At 69.1% G+C, this 20,039-nt stretch carries 22 protein-coding genes; 11 read left to right on the top strand and 11 right to left on the bottom strand.

Annotation, left to right across the window (positions count from 1 at the left end; translation table 11 throughout):
• The first annotated feature begins 809 nt into the window (after positions 1-809).
• The 5 genes from rpmH (at position 810) to tam (ending at position 4,560) form a co-directional block, all read left to right on the top strand.
• The gene (rpmH, locus tag ACEI37_RS27525) at positions 810-944 is read left to right on the top strand and encodes a 50S ribosomal protein L34 (protein WP_008650850.1); all 135 of its coding nucleotides are present in this window, start codon (positions 810-812) and stop codon (positions 942-944) included.
• Positions 945-1,005: 61 nt separating this feature from the next.
• Positions 1,006-1,515: a ribonuclease P protein component gene (gene rnpA, locus ACEI37_RS27520; RefSeq protein WP_373378918.1), complete on the top strand. Its 510-nt coding sequence runs from the start codon at positions 1,006-1,008 to the stop codon at positions 1,513-1,515.
• Between the two features lie 10 nt (positions 1,516-1,525).
• A complete protein-coding gene (gene yidD / locus ACEI37_RS27515) occupies positions 1,526-1,807 on the top strand; it encodes a membrane protein insertion efficiency factor YidD (RefSeq protein ID WP_082818812.1) in 282 nt (93 codons plus the stop codon).
• Positions 1,808-1,828: 21 nt separating this feature from the next.
• Complete coding sequence (yidC, locus tag ACEI37_RS27510; protein ID WP_373378917.1) at positions 1,829-3,499, top strand: membrane protein insertase YidC; 1,671 nt, start codon at positions 1,829-1,831, stop codon at positions 3,497-3,499.
• 290 nt (positions 3,500-3,789) lie between these two features.
• Positions 3,790-4,560: a trans-aconitate 2-methyltransferase gene (gene tam / locus ACEI37_RS27505; RefSeq protein WP_373378916.1), complete on the top strand. Its 771-nt coding sequence runs from the start codon at positions 3,790-3,792 to the stop codon at positions 4,558-4,560.
• A gap of 7 nt (positions 4,561-4,567) precedes the next feature.
• Here tam and ACEI37_RS27500 read toward each other — a convergent pair whose 3' ends face one another.
• Positions 4,568-4,954, bottom strand: coding sequence for a VOC family protein (locus tag ACEI37_RS27500; RefSeq protein ID WP_373378915.1), 387 nt, complete (start codon positions 4,952-4,954; stop codon positions 4,568-4,570).
• 34 nt (positions 4,955-4,988) lie between these two features.
• Positions 4,989-5,426: a PaaI family thioesterase gene (locus ACEI37_RS27495; protein ID WP_062796033.1), complete on the bottom strand. Its 438-nt coding sequence runs from the start codon at positions 5,424-5,426 to the stop codon at positions 4,989-4,991.
• Positions 5,427-5,600: 174 nt separating this feature from the next.
• Here ACEI37_RS27495 and ACEI37_RS27490 point away from each other — a divergent pair, with 174 nt between their 5' ends.
• The 5 genes from ACEI37_RS27490 (at position 5,601) to ACEI37_RS27470 (ending at position 9,585) form a co-directional block, all read left to right on the top strand.
• Positions 5,601-6,419 carry a CHAD domain-containing protein gene (locus ACEI37_RS27490; protein WP_373378914.1) on the top strand — a complete coding sequence of 273 codons (819 nt, stop codon included), beginning with the start codon at positions 5,601-5,603 and terminating at the stop codon, positions 6,417-6,419.
• 80 nt (positions 6,420-6,499) lie between these two features.
• Positions 6,500-7,927, top strand: a complete 1,428-nt coding sequence (mnmE, locus tag ACEI37_RS27485; RefSeq protein ID WP_373378913.1) for a tRNA uridine-5-carboxymethylaminomethyl(34) synthesis GTPase MnmE — start codon at positions 6,500-6,502, stop codon at positions 7,925-7,927.
• Positions 7,928-8,082: 155 nt separating this feature from the next.
• Entirely contained in the window at positions 8,083-8,664 is a 582-nt protein-coding gene (locus ACEI37_RS27480; RefSeq protein ID WP_373378912.1) for an OB-fold putative lipoprotein, read from the top strand.
• 32 nt (positions 8,665-8,696) lie between these two features.
• Positions 8,697-8,897: a hypothetical protein gene (locus tag ACEI37_RS27475; protein WP_373378911.1), complete on the top strand. Its 201-nt coding sequence runs from the start codon at positions 8,697-8,699 to the stop codon at positions 8,895-8,897.
• A 142-nt stretch (positions 8,898-9,039) separates the two neighbouring features.
• Positions 9,040-9,585, top strand: coding sequence for an Sbal_3080 family lipoprotein (locus ACEI37_RS27470; protein ID WP_373378910.1), 546 nt, complete (start codon positions 9,040-9,042; stop codon positions 9,583-9,585).
• Positions 9,586-9,687: 102 nt separating this feature from the next.
• On the opposite strand, the gene ACEI37_RS27465 is transcribed toward ACEI37_RS27470, so the two are convergent.
• The 3 genes from ACEI37_RS27465 to ACEI37_RS27455 form a co-directional block, all read right to left on the bottom strand.
• A complete protein-coding gene (locus tag ACEI37_RS27465; protein ID WP_373378909.1) occupies positions 9,688-10,665 on the bottom strand; it encodes a M14 family metallopeptidase in 978 nt (325 codons plus the stop codon).
• A 267-nt stretch (positions 10,666-10,932) separates the two neighbouring features.
• Positions 10,933-11,913 carry a Bug family tripartite tricarboxylate transporter substrate binding protein gene (locus ACEI37_RS27460; RefSeq protein WP_373378908.1) on the bottom strand — a complete coding sequence of 327 codons (981 nt, stop codon included), beginning with the start codon at positions 11,911-11,913 and terminating at the stop codon, positions 10,933-10,935.
• Positions 11,914-12,031: 118 nt separating this feature from the next.
• Positions 12,032-12,988: a LysR family transcriptional regulator gene (locus ACEI37_RS27455; protein ID WP_373378907.1), complete on the bottom strand. Its 957-nt coding sequence runs from the start codon at positions 12,986-12,988 to the stop codon at positions 12,032-12,034.
• 94 nt (positions 12,989-13,082) lie between these two features.
• Between ACEI37_RS27455 and ACEI37_RS27450 the strand changes: the two genes are divergently transcribed.
• A complete protein-coding gene (locus ACEI37_RS27450; protein WP_373378906.1) occupies positions 13,083-13,919 on the top strand; it encodes a MerR family transcriptional regulator in 837 nt (278 codons plus the stop codon).
• A 194-nt stretch (positions 13,920-14,113) separates the two neighbouring features.
• On the opposite strand, the gene ACEI37_RS27445 is transcribed toward ACEI37_RS27450, so the two are convergent.
• The 6 genes from ACEI37_RS27445 to ACEI37_RS27420 all read right to left on the bottom strand — a co-directional run bounded on the left by ACEI37_RS27445 (position 14,114) and on the right by ACEI37_RS27420 (position 19,981).
• Positions 14,114-14,278 (bottom strand): rubredoxin, encoded by a 165-nt coding sequence (locus tag ACEI37_RS27445; RefSeq protein WP_373378905.1) that lies wholly within the window; start codon positions 14,276-14,278, stop codon positions 14,114-14,116.
• On the bottom strand, positions 14,275-15,150 hold the full coding sequence (locus tag ACEI37_RS27440) for a metal-dependent hydrolase (protein WP_373378904.1): 876 nt from the start codon (positions 15,148-15,150) through the stop codon (positions 14,275-14,277). Before ACEI37_RS27440 ends, ACEI37_RS27445 begins: the two co-directional genes overlap by 4 nt.
• Before the next feature lie 23 nt (positions 15,151-15,173).
• A complete protein-coding gene (locus ACEI37_RS27435) occupies positions 15,174-16,133 on the bottom strand; it encodes an alpha/beta fold hydrolase (protein WP_373378903.1) in 960 nt (319 codons plus the stop codon).
• The gene (locus tag ACEI37_RS27430; protein ID WP_373378902.1) at positions 16,130-17,020 is read right to left on the bottom strand and encodes an SDR family NAD(P)-dependent oxidoreductase; all 891 of its coding nucleotides are present in this window, start codon (positions 17,018-17,020) and stop codon (positions 16,130-16,132) included. The genes ACEI37_RS27435 and ACEI37_RS27430 overlap by 4 nt, the downstream gene beginning before the upstream one ends.
• Before the next feature lie 63 nt (positions 17,021-17,083).
• The gene (locus tag ACEI37_RS27425; protein WP_373378901.1) at positions 17,084-18,634 is read right to left on the bottom strand and encodes a flavin-containing monooxygenase; all 1,551 of its coding nucleotides are present in this window, start codon (positions 18,632-18,634) and stop codon (positions 17,084-17,086) included.
• 258 nt (positions 18,635-18,892) lie between these two features.
• Positions 18,893-19,981, bottom strand: coding sequence for an AraC family transcriptional regulator (locus tag ACEI37_RS27420; protein ID WP_373378900.1), 1,089 nt, complete (start codon positions 19,979-19,981; stop codon positions 18,893-18,895).
• Positions 19,982-20,039: the final 58 nt, after the last annotated feature.

Here is a 20,039-nt window from a genome sequence, read left to right as displayed (position 1 = left end):
TGTTTGTTGTTGGGTAATCGCATCCGGTGCTGCCTTGCCAGCAGCACTGGGTACGCCACGGGCGGCGTATGCGCCGCACTCCGGACCGCATTGGCCGTATTGGGAATTAATTCCCTCCGCCAAGGGCACCGCGGCATGCCATGCCGCCGGCAGCGAACCGTCCGGCTCGCCGCACTGGCGTGCGTAAACTCATGCGTTGTCGCGGTGGGGGCCCGGGTTGCGCCTGCGCCACGCAGCCCGTGTTGTGTTTGGACCCGGATTGTACCCCCGCCCCTGAGTTATCCACAAAGGATAAGTCTGTGGACAACTTGTGCAAATGCAGTGGATTGATGTGCACAACCCTTGCTGCGATGCGGGTTTCGGGGGTGTGGAAACGAGCAAAATTTCAGGCAAAACAGGGACTTCGCCTGTGGATGAATGGAAGGCAGGTGTCCCTTTGGGCACATACAGTTACCCACCGGCTGTTGTGGACAATGGACCACCACGGGCCTTGGGGTGGTGTGGCAATTGTGCCGGTGCACACAGACGTGCGCCTTGACATCGCCGCTGAAACTGGGTTAAATGCCGGGTTCTGCGATGCGGCAGGGGATCACGTATGCGCATCGCCGGGTCTGGCCTGTTCGTGCCGTCCGCGCCCACAGGCCACGCCTGCATCGCGCCGCCGGCCGGCAGCAAGACAGAACCAGAATCGTCGGCAACACCGCGGCAGTTCCTTGCCAGCGGCAGCCCCATGCGAACCATACGCGGCGGCCACGGCTCCCCGGCACCGGCCGAAGTCAGGCGCGCCCAGATCAACCAGAGAGTGCAACATGAAACGTACCTACCAACCTTCCGTTACCCGCCGCAAGCGTACCCACGGTTTCCGCGTGCGCATGAAGACCCGTGGCGGCCGTGCCGTCATCAACGCTCGCCGCGCCAAGGGCCGCAAGCGCCTGGCCATCTAAGGGCCGGGCGACCGGTCCGGACCGCGGCAACGCGGTCCAGGCCAACCGCCTCGCTGTCCGGATGGCCGGTAGCTTGCCGCAGGGTGCAGTGTTCCCGCTAGCTTTGCCAGGCGTGTCTACCTTTGCCTTCCCCAAAGCCGCGAGGCTGACAAAGACGGATGAGTTTTCATCCGTTTTTGCTTTGCGGCCCCGGCGGCGCAGCACCCACTTCGTGCTCTATGTGCGCCCCAATGACCGGCCGGAAGGCCGCCTGGGCGTGGTGGTGGGCAAGAAGTTCGCGCCGCGCGCCGCCGAGCGCAACCTGGTGAAGCGCATGGCGCGCGAGCTGTTTCGCCAGCGCCGGGAACAATTGGTGGGCCGCGACGTGCTGCTGCGCCTGCAAGCGAAGTTTCCGCGCGCGGAATTTGCGACGCGCGCGGCGGTCCGAAGGGCATGCGCGGCGGAAATCGCCAGCCTGCTCGACGTAGCGGCGAAGCCACTGCCGCCACCGCCTGCCTCGCCTCCGGTACCGCCCACCGCGGCGCCACCGGCGAGCCCCTCGCCAAGCCAGCCACCAGGCCAGCCAGCCTGACCACCCCGCCATGAAGCGAATCCTGCTAGCCCTGCTGCGCGTCTACAAGATCGCCCTCAGCCCTTACCTGGGCTCGCAGTGCCGCTTCCTGCCGACCTGTTCCGACTACGCCCGCGACGCCATCGTCCATCATGGCGCCGCGCGCGGCAGCTGGATGGCCGCCTGCCGGCTGTGCCGCTGCCATCCTTTCGCCCAAGGCGGGTATGATCCCGTGCCGGGCACGGAAGCTGACACGCCAGTCCATGCCGCCACAGGCCGTGCGCCCGTGGCAATCCGTCTGCCCAGACCCTGATTTTTCCGACCACAGCCAGACATGGATATCAAACGCACCATCCTCTGGGTCATCTTCTCGATGTCCCTCGTGCTGCTCTACGACAACTGGCAACGTGCCAACGGCCATGCGTCGATGTTCTTCCCGAGCGCGACGCAGCAGCAGGCCGCCTCGGCCCCGGCCGCCAGCGGCGCTGCCGCGCAGGGCGACGTGCCCAAGGCCAACGTCCAGCCGGGCGCAGCCGCGCCGGCCGCGGGCGCAGCGCCGCAGGCCGCGGCCCAGCCCACCGGCGAGAAGATCGTGGTGACCACCGACACGGTGCGCGCCGAGATCGACACCGCCGGCGGCATCGTGTCGCGCCTGGAGCTGCTCAAGGAGCATGAGAAGGACGGCAAGCCGGTGGTGCTGTTCGAGCGCGACAACGTGCGCACCTACATGGCGCGCTCGGGCCTGATCGGCGGCGACCTGCCCAACCACACCACGCTGTTCACCGCGGCCCCGGGCCCGCGCACGCTGGACGGCGCCGAGCAGCTGCAAGTGGTGCTGACCGGCGAAAAGAACGGCGTGAAGCTGGTCAAGACCTACACCTTCCGCAAGGGCAGCTACGTGGTCGACAGCAAGTTCGACGTGACCAACGCGGGCACCGCGCCGGTCTCGCCGACGCTGTACCTGGAACTGGCGCGCGACGGCAGCAAGGTCGAGCAATCGCAGTTCTACAGCACCTTCACCGGTCCGGCGGTCTACACCGACGCCGACAAGTACCACAAGATCGACTTCGAAGACATCGCCAAGGGCAAGGCCACCGTGCCGGCCGCCGCCAACAACGGCTGGGTGGCGATGGTGCAGCACTACTTTGCCTCGGCCTGGATCCCGCAGACCGGCAAGGAGCGCAGCTTCTACGTGCAGCAGATCGATCCGCACCTGTACCGCGTGGGCATCCAGCAGCCGCTGGGCGAGCTGGCCCCGGGCGCGACGGTCAGCACCGATGCGCGCCTGTTCGCCGGCCCGCAGGAAGAGCACATGCTCGAGAAGGTCGCCCCGGGCCTGGAGCTGGTGAAGGACTACGGCTGGCTGACCATCCTGGCCAAGCCGCTGTTCTGGCTGCTGGAGAAGCTGCATGGCTTCCTGGGCAACTGGGGCTGGTCGATCATCGCGCTGACGGTGCTGATCAAGCTGGTGTTCTTCCCGCTGTCGGCGGCGAGCTACAAGTCCATGGGCAAGATGAAGGACCTGCAGCCGCGCATGACGTCGATCCGCGAGCGCTACAAGAACGACCCGCAGAAGATGAACCAGGAGATGATGGCGCTGTACCGCACCGAGAAGGTCAACCCGCTCGGCGGCTGCCTGCCGATCGTGATCCAGATCCCGGTGTTCATCGCGCTGTACTGGGTGCTGCTGTCGTCGGTGGAAATGCGCGGCGCGCCGTGGCTGGGCTGGATCCATGACCTGTCGGTGCCGGATCCGTTCTACATCCTGCCGATCGTGATGGCCGTGTCGATGTTCGTGCAGACCAAGCTGAACCCGACCCCGCCGGATCCGGTGCAGGCCAAGGTCATGACCATCATGCCGCTGGTGTTCTCGGTGATGTTCTTCTTCTTCCCGGCCGGCCTGGTGCTGTACTGGGTGGTGAACAACATCCTGTCGATCGCACAGCAGTGGCAGATCAACCGGATGCTGGGCAAGGGCAAGGCCGCGGTGGTGGCCAAGAGCTGAGCCTGTAGCAAGATGCGGTAACGGAAAGCCCGGCTGAGATGCCGGGCTTTTTGTTTTTTGCTGATGCCTGAGGGCTTTAACGATCCCGACGGTTTGCTCCCCTCTCCCGCGCGCGGGAGAGGAGCCGGGGGAGAGGGCAGGCGCTGGCATACCGACGCGCTTCACTTCGTGGACACTCCGGCCCTCTCCCCCACCCCTCTCCCGCAAGCGGGCGAGGGGAGCCTGGTTCCAGCGGCGTTGGCTGCGGCAGGCGTATCCTACTCGCCTGCCTCAACGTCAGGAGCCCCACCATGAGCTGGTCCGCCCACCAATACGTCGCCTTCGAAGACGAACGCACCCGCCCGGTCCGCGACCTGGTGGCTGCCATTCCCAACGAGATCGCGCGCAGCGCGGTCGATATCGGCTGCGGGCCGGGCAACTCCACCGAGGTGCTGATGGCGCGCTATGCCGGCGCCTCGGTGACCGGGCTGGACAGCTCGCAGGACATGATCGACGCCGCGCGCAAGCGCCTGCCAGACGTGCAGTTCCGCGTGGCCGACATCGGCGCGTGGGACGAGGCCGGCCCGTACGACGTGATCCTCGCCAATGCCGTGCTGCAGTGGCTGCCCGACCACGGCCGTTTGTTCCCTGAGCTGGTCTCGAAGCTTTCCGAGGGCGGCACGCTCGCCGTGCAGATGCCGGACAACCTGGAAGAACCCGCGCACCAGCTGATGCGCCGCGTGGCGGCGGAAGGCCCGTGGGGCGACAAGCTGGCCGGCGCCAGCAAGGCCCGCGCCGAACGCGCGCCGGCGCGCTGGTACTACGAGCTGCTGCGCCCGCTGTGCCAGCGCGTGGACGTGTGGCTGACCACCTACCACCATCCGCTCGCCGGCGGCCCGGCCGCGGTGGTGGAGTGGTTCAAGGGCAGCGGCCTGCGCCCGTTCCTGCAGCCGCTGGACGAGGCCGAGCGTGCCGCCTACCTGGCGCGCTACCAGACCGAGATCGCCAACGCATACCCGGCGCTGCCAGACGGCTCGGTGCTGCTGCCGTTCCCGCGCCTGTTCATCGTGGCGACGCGCTAAAGGCGAGTTACGCGGGCTTGTGGCAGACCGCCTCGATGTTGTGCCCGTCCGGGTCCAGCACGAAGGCGCCGTAGTAGTCGGGGTGGTAATGCGCGCGCACGCCAGGTGCGCCGTTGTCGCGCCCGCCCGCGGCCAGTGCCGCGCGATGGAACGCATCGACGGTCGCGCGGCTGTCGACGCGGAATGCCACGTGCACCGGCGGCTGGTTGGGCGTGCCGCGGTGGATCCAGAAGTCGGGATGGCCGGGCGTGCCGAAGCCGGCCACGTCGGTGCTGCCGGTGACGCTGGCAGGGAATTCCTTATCGAGCACGTAGCCAATGGCAGCCAGCGCCGCCTGGTAGAAGGCGCGGCTTTTCTCGTAATCGCTGACGCTGACGCCGGTGTGGTCGATCATGGATGGCTTCCTTTCGAGTTGAGGGGCAAGGGGCTCAGGCCAGGTCCAGCACGCTCATGGTGGCGTTGAGCCGGCTGACCAGCACGGATTCGCCGTGGACGTCGGCAAACACGTCGGCCTCGACCACGATGATCGATCGGCCGGACTTGAGCACGTCGGCCCTGCAGCGCAGCCGCTCGCTGCGCACTGCGCGCAGCAGGTTGATCTTGAACTCCGCAGTGACCACGTGCTGGCCCGCTTCCAGGATGGTGGAGGCCGCCGCGCCGGCGGTGTGATCTGCCATGGTGGCCTGCACGCCCGCGTGGACGATGCCGCCGTGCTGCAGGTGGCGGGCGGTGATGGCCAGCGTGGACTCGCACCAGCCGGGCCCGCAGTCGGCCAGCGCGATGCCGACGTCGTTGACGAAGGCGGCCTGGCGGAAGCCGGCCTCGATGGTGTCGCGCAGCAGCAGCCGTTCCTGTTCGGTAGTCATGGCGGTTCCTCCTGGGGTCAGGGCACTGGCGGATCTGCGCATTCCAGCGTGAAGGCCGCGGCCTGTCAACTGACCGGAAGCGGCGCTGGGGCCGCATTTCGTCCTAGCGCGTGCTGTCGCCTACACTGAAGTCATCTGCGTCCCGCGTGCGCGCCTGACCGCATGCAGTCCGCCATGAACGCCGACGCCCAATCTCCCAAGCTGCGCCGCAAGACGCGGCCCGCCGCTGCCTTTGCCGCGCTGACGCAAGCCAGCCTGGCGCGCATCGACGCGCTGCTGGACCAGCTGCGGCGCCGCGACGACCCGGAAGACCTGCACCAGTTGCGCATCGCGCTGCGCCATGCGCGCGCTGTGGTCTGGGCGCTGGGCCCGGCCTTGCCGCGGCAGGAGCGCGACCGCTGGAAGCGCGACCTGCGCACGCTGGCGCGCGCCACCAGCGAAGCCCGCGACTGGGATGTGTTCCTGGCCGAGACCATCGGCCCGGCCCGCGAACGGGAGGCGGACGACACGGTACTGGCTGCCATCGCCGACACCGCCCGGCAGCGCCGCGACGCAGCTCGCGAAGCCATGCTTACGGCGCTGCTTGCCTACCGCGACTGGCCGCTGCCCGCATTGCATCGCGACCTGGCGCACCTGGCGCATCTCGCCGGCCGCGCCCGCAACGACAGCGCCCGCCTCGCGCCATTTGCGCGCCAGCGCGTGCGCCGTGGCCGCAAGCAGCTGCGGGCGCTGGCCAGGAACGCCCGCGATGGCGATCCCGTCGCGATACACGCGCAGCGCATCGCCGGCAAGCGGCTGCGCTACGTGATCGAGGCGCTGGCACCGGTGCTGCCGGCGCGCTATACCAAACGCCTGCATCGCAAGCTGGTCAAACGGCAGGCCAGGCTGGGCCGGCTGGTCGACGGCATCGTCGCGCGCCGCCTGCTGGCCGAGTGCCTGGCGGTGCAGGCGATGCCGGACGATGCGGGGCCGCCACTGCCCGGCGCCAGCTGACCGCTCCGCCAGCCATGGCGGCCCGCCCACCAGGTGCCACGCCAACCGCACCCGTGCACCCGATCTGCGACAATACCGCCATGACTGCTCCCCAGCTTCCCATTGCCGCCATCGCCACCGCGCCCGGCCGCGGCGGCATCGGCGTGGTGCGCGTGTCCGGGCCCGATGTGGGCCCCGTGATGCGCGCCGTCTGCGGCCAGGCACTGAAGCCGCGCCACGCCACCTACCTGCCGTTTCTCGACGGCAATGGCAAGGTCATCGACCACGGCCTGGCGCTGTATTTCCCGGCGCCCAACTCCTATACCGGCGAGGAAGTGCTGGAGCTGCAGGGCCACGGCGGCCCGGTGGTGATGCAGATGCTCCTGACGCGCTGCCTGCAGGCCGGCGACAGCATCGGCCTGCGCCTGGCCGAGCCGGGCGAGTTCACGCGCCGCGCCTTCCTCAACGACAAGCTCGACCTGGCCCAGGCCGAGGCCGTGGCCGACCTGATCGAAGCCAGCACCGAAGCCGCGGCGCGCTCCGCCGCGCGCTCGATGGAAGGCGAATTCTCCAACGCCATCCGCCAGCTGGTGGACAAGGTCATCCACCTGCGCATGCTGGTGGAGGCCACGCTGGATTTCCCCGAAGAAGAGATCGATTTCCTGGAGCAGTCCGACGCGCGCGGCCAGCTTGCCACCATCCGCAATGAACTGGGGGCGGTGCTGGCGCAGGCGCGCCAGGGCGCGCTGCTGCGCGAGGGGCTGTCGGTGGTGCTGGCGGGCCAGCCCAACGTGGGCAAGTCATCGCTGCTGAATGCTCTGGCCGGCGCGGAACTGGCCATCGTCACGCCGATTGCCGGCACCACGCGCGACCGCGTGCGCGAGACCATCCAGATCGACGGCATCCCGCTGCATATTATCGACACCGCCGGCCTGCGCGAGGAAGCCGCCGACGAAGTCGAGCGCATCGGCATCGAACGCACCTGGGACGCCATCCGCCGCGCCGACATCGTGCTGCACCTGGTCGACGCCACCGACTACCTGCGCCACGGCCTTTCCGAGATCGACGACGCCATCGACGACAAGCTCAGCGGCCAGCTGCCGCCGGGCGCGCCGATCGTGCGCATCGTCAACAAGATCGACAAGGCCCCCGCGGTGGGCGAGATGATGTTCGGCGGCAACCGCCCGCACGTAGTCGCCGCCAACGGCCCCAACCCGACCGAGATCTGGATCTCGGCCCGCACCGGCGCCGGCATCGAACTGCTGCGCCGCGAGCTGCTGCGGCTGGTGGGCTGGCAATCCGGCAACGAAGGCACCTTCCTCGCGCGCGAACGGCACCTGACCGCGCTGCGGCAGGCGCAATCGCACCTGGACACGGCCGCCGAGCAAAGCGAGCGCCAGGCCCAGGCGCTGGACCTGTTTGCCGAAGAGCTGCGGCTGGCGCAGGAGCACCTGAACAGCATCACCGGCGAGTTCACCAGCGATGATCTGCTGGGGACGATTTTTACGCGGTTTTGTATTGGGAAGTAGGGGCGGCAAACCGGCGGGACCCAACGACTCCGCGCTCGCGGCAAGGCGATGTGGCCGGCGTTCCCGATGCTGTATGCGCGCTTTTGCGGCAGGCAGGGCGCATAATTCGCCTTTCGCTTTTTTGCCTTCCGCTTTCACTACGCAGGACCTTCCCGATGTTGAACCGCACCCAGCAGATCCTCATTGCCATCGTCGCCGTGGCCGTCCTTGGCATGTTGTGGTTTGCCGGCAATGACCGCCGCGACGATGTTGTCGGCGCCGTGCCCGACGCGCCGGCCGATGCGCAGGCCGCGGCCAGCGCGGTGCCGGCGAGCGAGGTGCGCGGCGTGCCGCGCAACGGCACACTGGACCCGGTCAGCATCGACCCGCAACGCCCCGCCGACCGCCTGCCGCAGCTGCAGGCCGATGCGCTGCTGGCTGCCTACCGCGACAATCCCGGCCAGGCGGACCGCGACTACCTGAACCAGTACCTGATCGTCGAAGGCGTGGCCAGCGGCATTCGCCGCGACGGCGAGCAGGTCTTTGTCGATATCCGCACCAACGACCCGGGCGCCAATGTGCGCGCGCTGCTGCTGCCGCGCCAGATCTGCGGCCCGGCCGGGCGCGAGTGCGAAGTGGAAGCCCGCGCCACCATGGTGCGGCGCGGCCAGAAGGTGGCGGTGGAGTGCAACGGCGCGGGACTGGCCGAGGGCATGCCGCTGCTGCGCGACTGCCTGCTGCGCGGCGGCGCCAACTGAGCGCGCCCGCGACGATTCCGGAGTTACCCGCGATGCAATCCGTGCTGTCCGTCCTTGCCATCCTGATCATGGTGGCGACCCTCGTCGGCGTGATCTCGCCCGCCTGGCTAAGCCAGACGCTGTTCGGCGGCAAACCCGTGTCGCGCGTGCAGGTGGCCGTGGTCGGCGTGAGCCTGGCCGCGCTCTGCCTGGTGCTGGTGGGCCGGCTGGCGCAGGGCGGCGCGGGCGGCTGACGCGCCATCCGCGACGCCAGAAGCGACCGTTTTGCGCTTCTGTTTGCCCGATTGGATTGGCCTGCCGGCGCCTACAGTGTGAAGGTATGCGGTGGCCATTGCGCCTTGCCGTGGCGCGCCGCCCAGCCATCCAGGACATCCCATGAACCAAGCACTGCTGGCGGCCTGCGTGGGCCTGCTGCTCACCGGCTGCTCGACCTACCAGGCCGTGACGCCGGTCGACCGCCTTGACCCCACCGATCCCGTGGTCGCGTTCCAGCTGCCGGCCGGCGGAGGCCCGCTGGGCAACTACGGCGCGCACGGCACGCTGCTGTGCGTGGTGGTGAACCCGGTCAGCGGCAATGATTTTGTCGAGAGCTTCCTGTCGTCGCTGCGGCGGCGCAATTTCGAGGTGAAGGTGCTGCAGGCGCAGACCTCGATCGCGGCGTGCCCGATGGTGGCGCTGTACAGCGCGCGCGGGGCCTGGTACTGGAACGCCTACCTGAACAACGCCGACATCACGGTATTTCTCAACGGTGACCGGGTCGGCAAGGCTATCTACAACGCCAACCGCAGCGCGGGCGGGCTGAACCTGAGCAACTTCGTGCAGCCGTCATCCAAGCTCGATGAACTGGTCGAGCAGCTATTCCCCGGCATGCTGCCGCCGCCTCCGCCGCCGGCGGGCACGGCGCCCGCGCCGGCCGCCTAGCCCTTCTGCTCAGCCCACCCCGCAGTCAACCGGAGGGCCGCGCCATGCCTCTGTGCGCAGCATCCTGCCGGGCGCAGCCGCGCCCGGCCCAGCGTACCCGGGTCAGCGCTCCAGCCGGCCCAGGCGCACCACGGTCACGCCCGGGCGCAACTGGCGCAGCGACGGCATCACCAGCACGCAATCCGGATACGGCGTCACCACCGGCGCGCCGTCGCGCCAGCCGATTACGGTCCCGGCCTCGGTAAAGGTCTCCAGCCCGGTGTAGGGGCCGGCAAAGCGGAAGTCCATGCTGGTGGCGACCACCGGCTCGGTCACGCGCACCACGCGCTGCGCGGCGGGTAGCGGCTGCAGCCAGCCGGGCGGCAGGTCGCTGGCGTCGACGATGCCGGCATGCAGCAGGAAGCGCGCGGTGCTGTCCTGCGCCACCGTCACGGCTGCGGGCTCCCAATGCTGGCCGCATTCGACCAGCAGCGCGTTGCGCGGGCTGGCGGCATCGCCAAAGCCATCATAGTCGCGCATGCGGCGGCCTTCGGGATGGCCTTCGTCGACGATCACATCGGCCGGCGCACCGAGCGCGCGCGACAGGGCGATGCCTTTGTCCAGCGGGCCGGAGACGATCAGCGGCCGGCTTTTCTCATGCATGGAATGCAGGTCCAGCAGCAGGTCGACGGTGTCGATCACGGGGCGCATGGCGCGCGCGCGGCTCAGCTCCGATGAATCCAGGCTGGCGTCATCCAGCACCTTCGCGGTCCACACGCGGTTGAAGTCCTGGTCGACGAAGCGCGAGGCATCGGGCCTGGCGGGATCGAAGCGGTGGTATGCGTCGACGTTGGCAAAGGCCAGCGTCAGGCGGCCGCGGCGCGGGCGCAGGCCGTGGTCCAGCAGCGCCTTGACGGCGATCGCGCCGCAGACCTCGTTGCCGTGGGTCAGCGCGTTGACCATCACGTGCGGGCCGGGCTGGCCGCTGTCGAAGGTGTAGAGGTAGGGGATGCCGGTGTTGCCGGCGGCGTAGGGACGGATGTCGGGGAAGGCGACGTCGACGGGGTAGGCTTCGAGGGGTGCGGTGGGCTGGTGGGTCATGGGAGTTGTGCGTTCAGGGTGCCTGGCGGGTCGGTGCCTGCCGGGTCGATGTATGAGGTCGGTTTGGTGAGGCCTGCGGTTCTGCCGGCGCTAGCCCTCTCCCCCGGCCCCTCTCCCGCTAGCGGGAGAGGGGCGCAAACCGGCGGGTTGAGAAGCGCTTGAGCGCTTGTCCATGCCGATGGTGGTCTCCCCTCTCCCGCGCGCGGGAGAGGGGCGGGGGAGAGGACCGGCGCGCGCAGTAGCGACGCCGCCTCTCCATGCTGCTGCTTACTGCTGAATCCCCGCCGTCTGCACGATGGTGCGATAGCGCCCGGTCTCGCGCTTGATAAAACTGCCGAACTGCGCCGGATTGCCGGGCGCCACTTCCACGCCGGCCTCGGCCAGCTTCTTCTTCACGTCCGGCATCGCCAGCACCGCCTGCATCTCGGTGTTCAGGCGCTCGACCACCGGCTTGGGCAAATTGGCCGGACCCATCAGGCCAAACCACACACCCATGTCCACGCCCTTGAGAGCCGGCGTCTCGGCCAGCGCGGGCACGTTCGGCGCCACCGGCGAGCGTTTGGCGCCGGTCACACCGTACGCCTGCACGCGGTTGGCCTGTATATGCGGCAGCGCCGACGACAGCACCATCACCGCGAGGTCGATCTGTCCGCCGAGCAGGTCGGTCGCCATGGCTGAAGCGCCCTTGTACGGCACGTGCGTGATCTCGACCCGGCCCTGCTGCTTGATCAGCTCGCCCGCCAGGTTCAGCGGCGTGCCGACGCCGGACGACGCATACGACAGCTTGCCCGGCTGGGCCTTGGCCAGGGCGATCAGCTCGGCCGCGTTCTTGGCCGGCAGGCCGGGCTTGCCGACCAGCACCATCGGCTGGGTGCCGACGAAGGTCACCGGCGCCAGGTCCTTCTCGCCGTCGTAGCGCACCGCCGGGTTGGTCAGGCGCGCGATCGACACTTCACTGCCCGAGCCCATCAGCAGCGTGTAGCCGTCGGCTTCGGCCTTGACCACCTTGGCCGCGCCGATGGTGCCGCCGGCGCCGCCCAGGTTTTCGATCACCACGCTCTGGCCCAGGCGCTTGCCCAGTTCCGGGGCGATGGTGCGGGCCACCAGGTCGACGCTGCCGCCGGCGGTGTAGCCAACCACAAGCGTGATCGGCTTGGTGGGCCAGGTGGCGGCGGCGACGCTGGAAGCGGCGCCGGCGGAGGCGGCAAGGCAGAGTGCGGCAGCGGCCGCGCGCAGGGTGGTCTTCATGGTATTGGCTCGGGGTCCCGGAATCATGGTTGTGGACCGATGTTAGAAGCGCGCAATCGCCGCGGCGTGCGGCTTTGGCAACCGGGGTTGCCGATTCGGCAATGGTGGCGCCGGCGGCTCAGCGCGGCGCCTGCACCGCCGCCTGCCAGAAGGCCTCGGCCAGCGGCCGCATCGGTGCGCGCGGGCGGTACAGGCGGATGTCGAGCGCCAGGTCGCCGCCATCATCCTCGCGCGGGGCGGCGATGGCGCGTACCAGCCGGCCGTCGCGCAGGTCGTCGGCAATCAGCCGCGCCGGCAGCCAGGCCAGGCCCATGCGCTGGCGCACCATCTCGTGCACCGACTCGGCAAAGTCGCTGACCGCGATCACGTCGAGGCGCGGCGCCAGCTTGCGGCGCGCGATCTCCTGGTTGACCATGCGGCCCAGCGTCAGCGTTTCGGCGTAGGCGATCATCGGCACCGGTTTGGCCGCGGTCTTGCCCGGGGCCTTGCCCATGCCAAGCCGGTGCAGCGGCGCGCCGCGCGCGTCGGCGGCGCTGACGCACACCAGCCGCTCCACGCCGGCCAGGTGGAACTGGTAGCGCGCGTCGTCCAGCATCACCGGCAGGTCGGGCGGGCTGTAGCACAGCAGGAAATCGGCATCGCCCTCGGCGAACATCGCCAGCGCGTCGTGCATCGGGAAGGTCGACAGGCGGGTGCGGAAGCCAGCCGCCGCGGGGTCATGGCGCAGCGCCTCGCGCAGGCCCGCCAGCCAGGCCGGCACCATCGAGCGCGCCAGCGTCTTGCCGGTGGCGATGGTCACGGTGCTGGCATCGGCGCGATGCGCGGCGCGCAGCGCCAGGCGGGTGTCGTCGAGGGTGCGCAGCGCGCTCTGCGCGGCTTCCAGGAACTGGCGCCCTTCGGCGGTCAGCCGCACCGGGAAGGCGCTGCGGTCGATCAGCGGGGCGCCGGCCCAGACCTCCAGCGCCTGCATGCGGCGGCCGAAGGCGGGCGGGGTCACGTTGCGCAGCTCGGCGGCGCGCGCGAGGCTGCCGGCCTGGGCCAGGCAGACGAAGTCTTCGAGCCAGCGGATATGCATGGAAAGCGGGCGGTGAGGGTGGGGGCAATGCCTGCATTATCGGCAAAACCCGCCGCCACCTTGCCTGCCGCGTTCCTCGGTTAGAATTTTTCGCATGACACTGACCCGGCGCCGCCAACCCTCGTCCCCGAACCGCCCGGCGTCCGCACCACCCGGACCGCCGCCCGCCCCGGAATACACCATCGACGAACTGGCGCGCGTGGCAGGCACCACGGTGCGCAACGTGCGTTCGTACCAGGACCGCGGCCTGATCGACCCGCCGCAGCGGCGCGGGCGCGTCGGCATCTACACGCAGGCGCACCTGGGACGGCTCAAGCTGATCCACCACCTGCTGGCGCGCGGCTACACGCTGGCCAATATCACCGAGCTGCTCAAGGCCATCGTCGAAGGGCACGACCTGCGCTCGATCCTGGGGCTGGAGACGGCGATCAGCAGTCCCTGGACCAACGAGACCCCGCGGCACTATTCCTACCTGGCGCTTGCGCGGCTGTTCGGCCGCGCGATCTCCCGCCCGGCGCTGGCCAAGGCGATCTCATTGGGGCTGCTGGAACCGGACGGACTGGGCTACCTGGCGCGCAGCCCGCGCGCGCTGGCCGCGGGCGCCGAAATCACGCACGCGGGCTTCGCGCTGGAAGACGTGCTGGAGATCATCGCGCAGTCGCGCGGGCATTTCCAGGCGGTATCGGACCAGATCGTCGCGACCGTGGTGCGCGAGCTGGACCGCTTCGGCGAGGGCAAGCTGCCGCCGCCGCAAGACGTGCCGCGGCTGGTCGACATCCTGTGGCGCATCCGGCCGCTGGCGCTGGTGATGGCCGAGACCGAGATGATGCGGGCGCTGGAGATCTCGGCCAACAAGTACCTGGGGGACCGGGTGGCGGCGATCATCGAGCATCTGCACGATGAGGAGGGCGGGGGTTCCGCGAAGCCTTAGTACACCCACGGTTTGCTCCCCTCTCCCGCGCGCGGGAGAGGGGTCGGGGGAGAGGGCGGGCGCTGGCATACCGCTGGCCTGGAGTTCGTGAGATTCTCCGGCCCTCTCCCCCACCCCTCTCCCGCAAGCGGGCGAGGGGAGCTACGCCGTCAGCTTGTAAAGCGCCTCAGCCCTTGTCCAGCTCACCTCCGCGCCTATACCGCAACCATGTCGAAATCCGCTTTCGCCATGCCGCAGTCCGGGCAACTCCACTCCGGCGGGACCGCGCCCCACGGTGTGCCGGGCGGGATGCCGTGCTCGGGCATGCCGAGCGCTTCTTCATAGACGAATCCACAGATCCGGCACTGCCAGATGGTCATGTCGTCCCCCGCAGCGAGGGTGCGCGAGTGGAGACGCCGGCGGCGCGCGCGGTGTCTTCGATCTCCCGCACCAGCGGATCGATGCGGGCGAGTTCGGCGCGGTTGTCGTCGTCCCACGGATGGAAGCCGGGGCGGAAATAACTGAGCCACTCCGGGATCATGCGCGGCAGCGCGCCCGGCGACACCCACAGGAAGCGCAGCGCGCTGCCAAACCCGCTGAGCTTGTTGCGGCAGCCCTTGTCGCCCATCACCAGCGCGATATGGAACACGAACACCATGGCCCAGAACGTCACCGTGGTGGTCAGCATGGTGAAGGTACGCACGAAGTAGCGGTACGGGCCGGGCTTCATCACCGTATTCCAGACATCATAGGCCACCGCCTTGTGCTCGGTTTCCTCCAGCGCGTGCCAGGTCCACACCTGCCGGTAGCCAGCCTGCGAGCTGGCGCCGAGATGACGCGGGTCCTTCAGCACGCCGTCGGCCAGCATCGCGGTGTAGTGCTCCAGCGCGATGGTATGCGCCAGTTGCCACGACTTGGGCAGGATCTTGCGCAGCAAATCCAGCAGCCACCACACCGCGCGGTCCAGCGCCGCGGCGGGCAGGCCGGCGTCGTCCATCAGCCGGTTGTAGAGGATGTGCTCGCGCGTGTGCATCGCCTCCTGGCCGATAAAGCCGGCGATGGCGCGGCTCAGCTCGGGGTCCTTTACCTGGTCGCGGTAGTTGCGCACGCTGTCCATGAAAAAGCGCTCGCCGGCCGGGAAGAACAGCGACAGCGTGTTGAGGAAGTGGGTGACATGGCGCCCCCCTTCGTGCCAGTCGCTGATGCGCTCCGGCGGCAGGTGGGGATGCACGTCGCGGCGGACTGGCATCATGGCGGTCTCCTTGGATGGCAAGCTCATTGAGCTAAAAAGGGCAGCAGGTCTGCGGCCACGCGCTGCGGGTCTTCTTCCATCGGCACGTGGCCCAGCCCCGCATAGCGGCGCAGCTGCGCGCCGGGAATGCGCTCGGTGAAGGCCTGCGCGTGCGCGGGCGGGATCCAGCGGTCGCGCTCGCCCCACAGCACCAGCGTGGGCGCGCGCACGCTGCCCAGCAGGTGGGTGTCGAGCTGGGCGAAGTCGAGCTTCGGCACCATCTTGCCGACGGCCTCGCGGCTGCCCTCGGCATAGAAGAAGTCGACGTAGCGGCGGAAGGTGGCCTCGGGCACGCGCGAGGCATCGCCATAGACGTCGCGCGTGGCGGCCCGGATGATGAACTCGGGCAGCAGCCACGGCGCCGACCAGCGCACCGGCGCATGGCGGAACAGGTCGATATAGATCGGCAGCTTCATCGGGAAGCCGGCGGCATCGATCAGCACCAGCTTGTCGACCGCATCCGGCCGGCGCACCGCAAGGTCCCACGCGATCAGCCCGCCCAGCGAATTGCCGATGACGCTGGCACGGCGCACATTCAGCGCGGCCAGGAAGGCATCGATGAAGTCGCGGTAGCGGTGCACGTCCATGGTCTCGATGCGCCCGCGCGCGTCGCGCAGCGGCCCGGTCAGTCCGAACGGAGCCAGGTCCAGCCGCAGCACGCGATAGCGCTGGGCCAGCGCCGGCACGATCCCTTGCCACGTATGCAGCGATGCGCCGAAACCGTGGATCAGCACCAGCGTCTCGCCATCGGCGGGGCCTTCGTCGGTGTAGTGCACCATCGCATCGAGCACGCGCACCCAGCGCGACGCCGGCAGCGCATGGCGCTGCGCCAGTGTCGCGCGCGACAGGCTGAACAGGCCCACGCGGCCCTGCCCGAACCAGCGCGTCAGCGTGCCCGGCGGCGCCAGCAGCGCCGCGTCGGCTTCGATCGCCAGGCGGTTCACGGGCGTTCTCCCTGGCCGACCGAGGCGGGTGCGACCACGTTGCCGAGGTCGCGCTTGCGGCGCGTCTCGCGCACCACCAGCGACTGGTAGGCGGCAGGCAGCAGCCGCGCCATGGCGTCGGCGGCATAGGCGTCAGGTCCGATCAGCACGCGCCGGCGGTTGCGCCGCACGCCGTCCAGGATCACGCGCGCGGCCTTGTCGGGCGAGGTGATGAAGAATTTCTCGAACTCGTCCTTGCCGTGCTGCGCGTCGCGCACCAGGAAGCCGTTGACGCTGGCCGACACGCGGCTGGCCTGCGCGATATTGGTCTTGATGCCGCCGGGGTGCACGGTGGTGGCCGACACGCCGCAGTCCATCAGGTCCAGCTCCTGCCGCAGCGATTCGGTGAAGCCGCGCACCGCGTACTTGCTGGCGTTGTAGGCGCCCATGCCGGGCTGGGCAAAGATGCCGAAGATGCTCGAGGTGTTGACCACGTGGCCGTCGCCGCTGGCCTTCAGGTAGGGCAGGAAGGCCTTGGTGCCGTACACCACGCCCCAGAAGTTGATGCCGATGATCCATTCCAGGTCGTCGTAGCTCATGCCCTCGACGGTGCTGGACAGCGCCACGCCGGCGTTGTTGAAGATCAGGTTGACGCGGCCGTGCACGTCGGCCGCAGCGGCGGCCCACGCATAGACAGCGGCGCGGTCGGCCACGTCGACGGTGTGCTGCGTGATGCGGGCGTGTGGTGCCGCGCCCATGGCCTGCGCCACGGTCTGCGCCAGCCCGGCCTCGTTGCGGTCCGACAGCGCCAGGTGGCAGCCTTCGCGAGCCAGTGCCAGCGCGAGCGCGCGGCCGATGCCCGAGCCCGCGCCGGTGATCGCGGCAACCTTGTTGCGGAAGTCCTTCATGTCCGGTCTCCTTCCGGTTTGTGTGTGTCGTTGTTCTGTGTGGATCAGCGCACGATGCGTGCGTCAGGCAGCGGCGGCGGCAGCGATATCCGCCGGCTGCAACGCAGGCCGCACCGGATACAGGTCGTAGTCGGTCATGCGGAAGCTGGCGGTGGCACGGCGGAACTGCCAGGTGAAGCCGGGCCACAGCGTGGTGTTGCGGCCGCTGCGCGGGTCGATGTACCAGCTGGCGCAGCCGCCGGCGGACCAGATCGCATGGCCCAGGCGCGCCTGCAGCCGTTCGTTGAAGCGGCGCTGCACCGGCTCGCGCACGTCCACCGCCTGCACGCCGTCGCGGCGCATCTGGCGCAGCGCATCGGCGATATAGGCCACCTGCGACTCGATCATGAACACCATCGAGCTGTGGCCCAGGCCGGTGTTGGGGCCGACCACGAAGAACAGGTTGGGAAAGCCCGACACCGTGGTGCCGAGGTAGGCCTGCGCGCCGTCGCGCCACGCATCGACCAGGTCGACGCCACCGATGCCGGCGATGACGCCGCGCGGCAGCGGATCGGTGGCATGGAAACCGGTGCCGAGGATGATGCAGTCCGCCGGCCGGCGCGTGCCGTCGCGCAGCACCACCGCGTCGCGCTCGACGCGGGCGATGCCGGTGGTGACCACGTCGACGTTGTCGCGCGTCAGCGCCGGGTAGTAGTCGTTGGAGATCAGCACGCGCTTGCAGCCGATGGTGTAGTCCGGCGTCAGCACCGCGCGCAGCTCCGGGTCGCGTACCTGCCGCGCCAGATGGCGGCGCGCGATGCGCTCTACCACCTTCATGATCTTCGGATGCAGCACGAAGCCCAGCACGCGCGACTCCAGCATCCAGTAGATGCCGGTGCGCACCAGCGTCTGCGTGAACGGCAGGCGGCGGAACAGCCAGCGCTCGGCGGCGCTGACCTCGCGATCGGGCTTGGGCATGATCCACGGCGGGGTGCGCTGGTACAGGTCCAGCTGCGCCACCTGCGGGGCGATATGCGGCACGAACTGGATCGCGCTGGCGCCGGTGCCGATCACGGCCACGCGCTTGCCGCCCAGCGCATAGGCGTGGTTCCAGTGCTGCGAGTGGAAGCATTCGCCCTCGAACGTGTCCAGTCCCGGGATGTCGGGATACGACGGCCGGCTCAGCCCGCCCATGCCCGACACCAGCACGCGCGCCCGCACCACCTTGCCGTCGGCCATCTGCAGCCGCCACAGCTGCGCTGACTCGTCCCAGGCGGCGTGGCGCAGCTCATGGTGCAGCCGCAGGTGCTGGCGCAGGCCGAAGCGGTCGGTGCATCGTTCCAGGTAGGCGCGGATTTCCGGCTGGGTCGAGAACATGCGCGACCAGTCCGGGTTGGGCGCGAAGGAAAAGGAATACAGGTGCGACTGCACGTCGCAGGCGCAGCCGGGGTAGTGGTTGTCGCGCCAGGTGCCGCCGACCGAGCCGGCCTTCTCGAACACCAGGAAGTCGCGCTCGCCGCGCTCGCGCAGCCGGATCGCCATGCCCAGCCCGGCAAAGCCGCTGCCGATGATGGCGATGTCGGTGTGTTCAGGGGCAGGGGGTGCCTGTTGCGGCAACTCCGCGGGTGCATTCATGCGCGCTCCTCACCTTTACGACAGTGTTTATTGTGACATTGATGGATGTCATCGTAGGAAGCGCGGCCGAGGTGGTCAATGCCGTGAATCGAAGGATGGTTCTAATTTTTGGGGTTTGCCAGCGGCGCCTGGCACACATCAAACGACGGGACGCGGCTGCATCGCCTCTTGCAACGGGAGATGGCCGCGTGCGTTTGAAACCGCAGAATTTTTTCTGGGCTTCGCCGATGACGAAGGCGCGCCTGCAACAAACGGCCGCTAGGCGGTCTGGCCCTTGCGGCGCCAGCCATGCGGCGTTTCACCGGTCCAGCGCTTGAACGCATGGGTGAAGGCGCTCTGTTCGGAATAGCCAAGCCGCATTGCGCATTGCGCCAGGCTCAGGCCGGGTTCGGCCAGATACTGCCGGGCCAGCGCCTGCCGCACGTTATCCACAAGCTGTGAATAACTGATGCCCTGCGCCTGCAGCCGCCGCTGCAGGGTGCGCACCGGCAGGCCCAGGTGCGCGGCGACGTCGGCGATCGGCACCTCGCCCTGCGGCAACCGCGCACGGATGCAGGCACGCGCCTGCGCCAGCGCGTCGGCGCCCGCGGGGACGATCTGCTGCAGCTGCGAGTCGGCGATGCGCGTCATCTGCGCCTGCATGCCGGCATCGGCCTGCAGCGAGGGCAGGTCCAGCAGGGCGCGGTCGATATGCATGGCATGGCGCGCGGCGTTGAAGACCACGGGACAGCCGAACACCTCGGCATGCAGACGGGTATCTGCGGGCGCGGCGTGCGGGAATTCGATTTGCGTCGCCACATGCTGCCTGCCGATCAGCCAGCGCGCGAACACCACCCACGTGGCCATATGCAGCTCGTGCGCATGGCGCGACAGCGGCCCGTGTTGCGCTTTCCATGTCATGCAGGCCGACTGCGGTGTTTCGATCAGGCGGGTGCCGCCGATGTCATTGGCCAGCACTTCGTAGCGGATGCCCTGCAGGATGGCGTCGCGCACGGTGGGGGTGGTCAGCACCACGTAGCCCATCTCGGCATAGTGGCGCGGCGCGAAGGCAGCGCCGGCGCGCAGGCCGACATCAGCATCGCCGGTGGCTTGCTCGAGCCAGTCCAGCAGCGCCAGATAGGCGGCGCCGGCAATGCGCGTGGCGGTCTGCGCCTGCGCCCCCGTGTCGAGCACCTCCGGCGGCACGCCGACCGCACGCAACTGTTCGGCCGCGGCAATGCCCAGGCGCTCGCCGTGGTCGAGCACGGCGCGCAGGTAGGCGAGCGAGACGGTACCGGATGCGGTGCCGGACGCGGTGCAGGCCTGCGTATCACCGGCACCGCCATCGGGCGGAGTGGCGCGTGGCATCAAATCACCTGTCATGCGGGATCAAGACCGGGGACCGATCTTTATCCAAACTCCGCAT

Source organism: Cupriavidus nantongensis, assembly GCF_041726985.1.
Lineage (GTDB): Bacteria > Pseudomonadota > Gammaproteobacteria > Burkholderiales > Burkholderiaceae > Cupriavidus > Cupriavidus nantongensis_A.
The sequence above is the reverse complement of the archived record's forward strand: the minus strand, read 5'-3'. Positions and strand labels throughout refer to the sequence as shown.